The sequence below is a fragment of the Verrucomicrobiota bacterium JB022 genome, from assembly GCA_030673845.1.
In the GTDB taxonomy this organism is placed as follows: domain Bacteria; phylum Verrucomicrobiota; class Verrucomicrobiia; order Opitutales; family Oceanipulchritudinaceae; genus WOUP01.
In genome coordinates, this window is record JAUTCQ010000018.1 from 1 (window position 1) to 4148 (window position 4148).

2 protein-coding genes are annotated in these 4148 nt (G+C 54.5%); both read left to right on the forward strand.

Going from position 1 to position 4148, the window contains the following annotated elements:
• A partial coding sequence (gene paaZ, locus Q7P63_15040; protein MDP0501407.1) for a phenylacetic acid degradation bifunctional protein PaaZ occupies positions 1 to 2005 on the forward strand: 2005 nt, incomplete at its 5' end.
• Positions 2006 to 2143: 138 nt separating this feature from the next.
• Entirely contained in the window at positions 2144 to 3913 is a 1770-nt protein-coding gene (locus Q7P63_15045; GenBank protein MDP0501408.1) for a DUF262 domain-containing protein, read from the forward strand.
• The last annotated feature ends 235 nt before the right edge of the window (positions 3914 to 4148 follow it).

Here is a 4148-nt window from a genome sequence, read left to right on the forward strand (position 1 = left end):
GGCCGCCAAACCCCTGGCCAGCGCCATCAACGGCGAGATCGTCGCCCACACCCACGACGACGCCCCCGACTTCGCCGCCGCCGTGGACTACGCCCGCACCACCGGCACCCGCGAACTGCTCAAGCTCGACTTCCAGGAACGCGCCGCCCGCCTCAAGGCCATGGCGCTCTACCTGCAGGAACACAAAAAAGAACTCTACAAACTCTCGCGCCACACCGGCGCCACCAAAGGCGACAATGCCTTCGACATCGACGGCGGCTTCGGCACCCTGTTCGCCTACGCCAGCATGGGCCGCAAGGAACTGCCCTCCGGCAACGTCCTCCACGAAGGCCCGGTGGTCCCCCTCGGCAAGGAAAACCACTTCGCCGCCACCCACATTCTGGTACCGCGCCGGGGCGTCGCCGTGCACATCAACGCCTTCAACTTCCCGGTCTGGGGCATGCTGGAAAAATTCGCCGGCAACTTCCTCGCCGGCATGCCGTGCTTGGTGAAACCGGCCACCGCCACCAGCTACCTCACCGCCGCCTGCGTGCGCCTGATGCAAGACTCCGGCGCGCTGCCGGAAGGCGCCCTTCAGCTGATCATCGGCGGCACGGGTGATTTGCTCGACCAGCTCGACGAACAGGACATGGTCACCTTCACCGGCTCGGCCAACACCGCCCGCAAGTTGCGCGCGCACCCCAACATCATCAACCGCTCCATCCCCTTCAACGCCGAAGCGGACTCCCTCAACAGCGCCATCCTCGGCCCGGACGTCACCCCCGACGACGAGGAATTCGATCTGCTGGCCAAGGAAGTGGTCCGCGAAATGACCGTCAAAGCCGGCCAGAAATGCACCGCCATCCGCCGCATCCTGGTGCCGCAACAGCACCTGGACGCCTTCGGCGAACGCCTGATCCAGCGCCTGGAAAAAATCACCCTCGGCGACCCGGACGAAGAAGGCGTGCGCATGGGCGCGCTGGCGTCGCTGGACCAAAAAGAAGACGTGGCCGCCGCCGTCAACGACCTGCTCAACACCTCCGAATGTATCTTCGGCGGCAACGGCGACCCGCAGCCCATCGGCGAAGGCACCGACAAAGGCGCCTTCTTCGGCCCGCGCCTGCTGCGCAGCACCGATCCTCATGCGGAAGGCGGCGCCCACGACATCGAAGCCTTCGGCCCGGTCAGCACCCTCATGGGCTACGGCGACCTGGATGAAGCCATCGCCCTCGCCGACAAAGGCAAAGGCAGCCTGGTCACCACCTTCGCCACCAAGGATCCCAAAAACGCCGCCCGCGCCATCCCCGTGCTCGCCGCCCGCCACGGCCGCCTGCAAGTGCTCAACGCTGAATCCGCCAAGGAATCCACCGGCCACGGCGCGCCGCTCCCCATGCTCAAACATGGCGGCCCCGGCCGCGCCGGCGGCGGTGAAGAACTCGGTGGCATCCGCGCCGTCCGCCACTACCTCCAACGCACCGCCATCCAGGGCTCCCCCACCATGCTCGCCGCCGTCACCGGCGAATACGTGCGCGGCGCCGAAGTACTCGAAACCGAAGTGCACCCCTTCCGCCGCCACTTCGACGACCTCGCCATCGGCGAATCCCTGCTCACCCACCGCCGCACCGTCACCGAAGCCGACATCGTCAACTTCGGCTGTCTCTCCGGCGACCACTTCTACATGCACTTCGACGAAATCGCCGCCAAGGACTCTCAATTCGGCAAACGCATCGCCCACGGCTACTTCCTGCTCTCCGCCGCCGCCGGCCTCTTCGTCTCCCCGGCCCCCGGCCCCGTCCTCGCCAACTACGGCCTCGACACCCTCCGCTTCATCACCCCCGTCGGCGCCGGCGACACCATCCAGGCCCGCCTCACCTGCAAGAGAAAGATCGACCAAGGCAAAGCCGCCCCCGACGGCACCCCGCAAGGTGTGGTGGTCTGGGACGTACAGGTCAAAAACCAGGACGACGAACTGGTCGCCAGCTACGACATCCTCACGCTGGTGGCGAAGAAGAAAGGGGACGCATAACTCATGTGGTGAGTTAGTCCTTACTCTTCAACTCAAGGCTTCCTTGGTGATGGCCGCTCCTTTTGGGGCGGCCTTTTTTTGTTGCCGGTTTTTGATAAAGTTGTTTCAGCGATACCGAATTTTGTCTTGGGGGTTATAATGTCTGAACTTGTCTCGCAGCCCACCTCTATCCAGTCCATCTATAACTGGTTTAGAAATGATCAGCTTTATGTGAATCGTAGATATCAAAGAAAGCTTGTTTGGACTTTAGAGGAAAAACAGAAATTAATCGACTCGATACTAAGTAAATATCCTGTTCCCGCTATATTGATAGCGGAGAGGGATGGCCTGCCTGGCACTTATGAGATCATTGACGGCCTTCAAAGGCTGCACGCCATTGTTTCTTTCATAGAAAATACGTTTCCAACCTTGGATGGGAAAGTCTTCGATCTTAACCTATTTCCGACTGCTAAGAGCTATTCTGAAGACGGGTTGTTCGATATGGCAGAAGGTTATGATTTGCTTACGCAAAAGGATGTGAGCACCATTTTGGACTATTCCATAGCCTTGTCTGTGATGCGTAACGCAACAGAGGAAGAGATTAACGATGTGTTTGATAGGATTAATACCTATGGCCACCGACTGAGTGATCAGGAGAGGCGGCAGGCTGGGGTGCAGAATGATTTTTCTGATCTGGTTCGGGATGTTGCTTGCTCTATACGGGGGGATGTTTCAAATGACGTCTTGCCGCTTGGTTTAATGCCATCAATTAGTATTGATCTTCCCATGACGCGGCATGGTTACGAAGTCAGGGCAGATGACGTATTTTGGGTTAACCAAGGAGTGTTACGTTCTACCGATCTTAGAGATAGTATGGACGAGCAATGTATAGCAGACATATTGGCATCTATTGCGACAGGAGAATTAATTCCCAGAAGCAAGGATGCTTTAGACGAAATATATACTGAAACATCTGATCAGAGTGATCGTGTGTTGAGTGCTCTAGATGTATACGGGCCTGAACGATTGAAAGAGGAATTTAATCACTGCGTTTCAGAGATAGAAAAGGTTTGTCATGCTTCTGGAGCAAAAAAGCTAAGAAGTATTATATTTAAAACAAGAACGACCAACCCATTTCCGTCTGTTTTTGCTGTTTTGATAGTTGCTTTCCACGAACTTATCGTGAAAGAGAGCAAAAAGGTTAGAGATTATAAGGCGGTAGGTCGCGCGTTAGACAATCTGATAGAGAGAATAGAGCACACCCGCAAAGCTACATCACCAGAAGAAAGAAGGAAGAATGTTGATACAATAAAAGGCCTAATAGTTAGCTGCTTCGAAGATTCGGATGCCCAAAATATTTATGGCCAGCATACGTCTGTCGATATCGATAACTCTATACGAAGGTCAGAGATAGAAACCTCTTGTTATGAGTTGAAGCAGGGTGTGCTTAGTCTTGGCCAAAAAAGAACGATGGATAAATCGGTGTTTGCCAAAGTGATTAATACCGCATGCGCCATCGCAAATAATGGGCCAAATAGTGGTGGCGGTAAAATTATTATTGGCGTTACCGATAAGCAAGTGGATGCTCGGCGAATAGCTAAAATGGATAATATGGAGCCCAGGAAGGTCGGGCGTAAGTTTGTTGTGGGTGTTCGGCGCGAAATCAAGGTTTTGGATATAACTATGGAAGAGTATTATTCCATGTGGAGAGACAAGATAAAGTCTTCACCTCTGTCGGAAGAGTTAAAAGGTTCGTTGTTGTCTAATATGGATTTCAATGACTATTATGGATACGGTGTTATCACTATATCAATCTGTCCTCAGAAAGATGTTTCTTTTGTAGGTGATGATATCTACTGGAGAAGTGGCGATTCGACGGTTAAAGCCAAAAATGCTAAAGAGGTTGGTGTTATAACAAAAAGATTTTAAATGTTTTTCTGTGAGGCGATTATTTCTGATAACCTGAAGACACTGCCTCCGGGTGCGGCAACACCCGAAGGCAGCTAACCATAACAGACTACCTAGGAGTCCATCATGGCTGAGCGCAATCATAAGCCACGCGCCCGCGTGGATAAAAGCGAAACCCCCAAACCCAACCGCGAATTTCCCTACATTCGCCACCTCAAGGTCCACCCCGGCCAGTACTACTCGTCCGGCGCGCCTC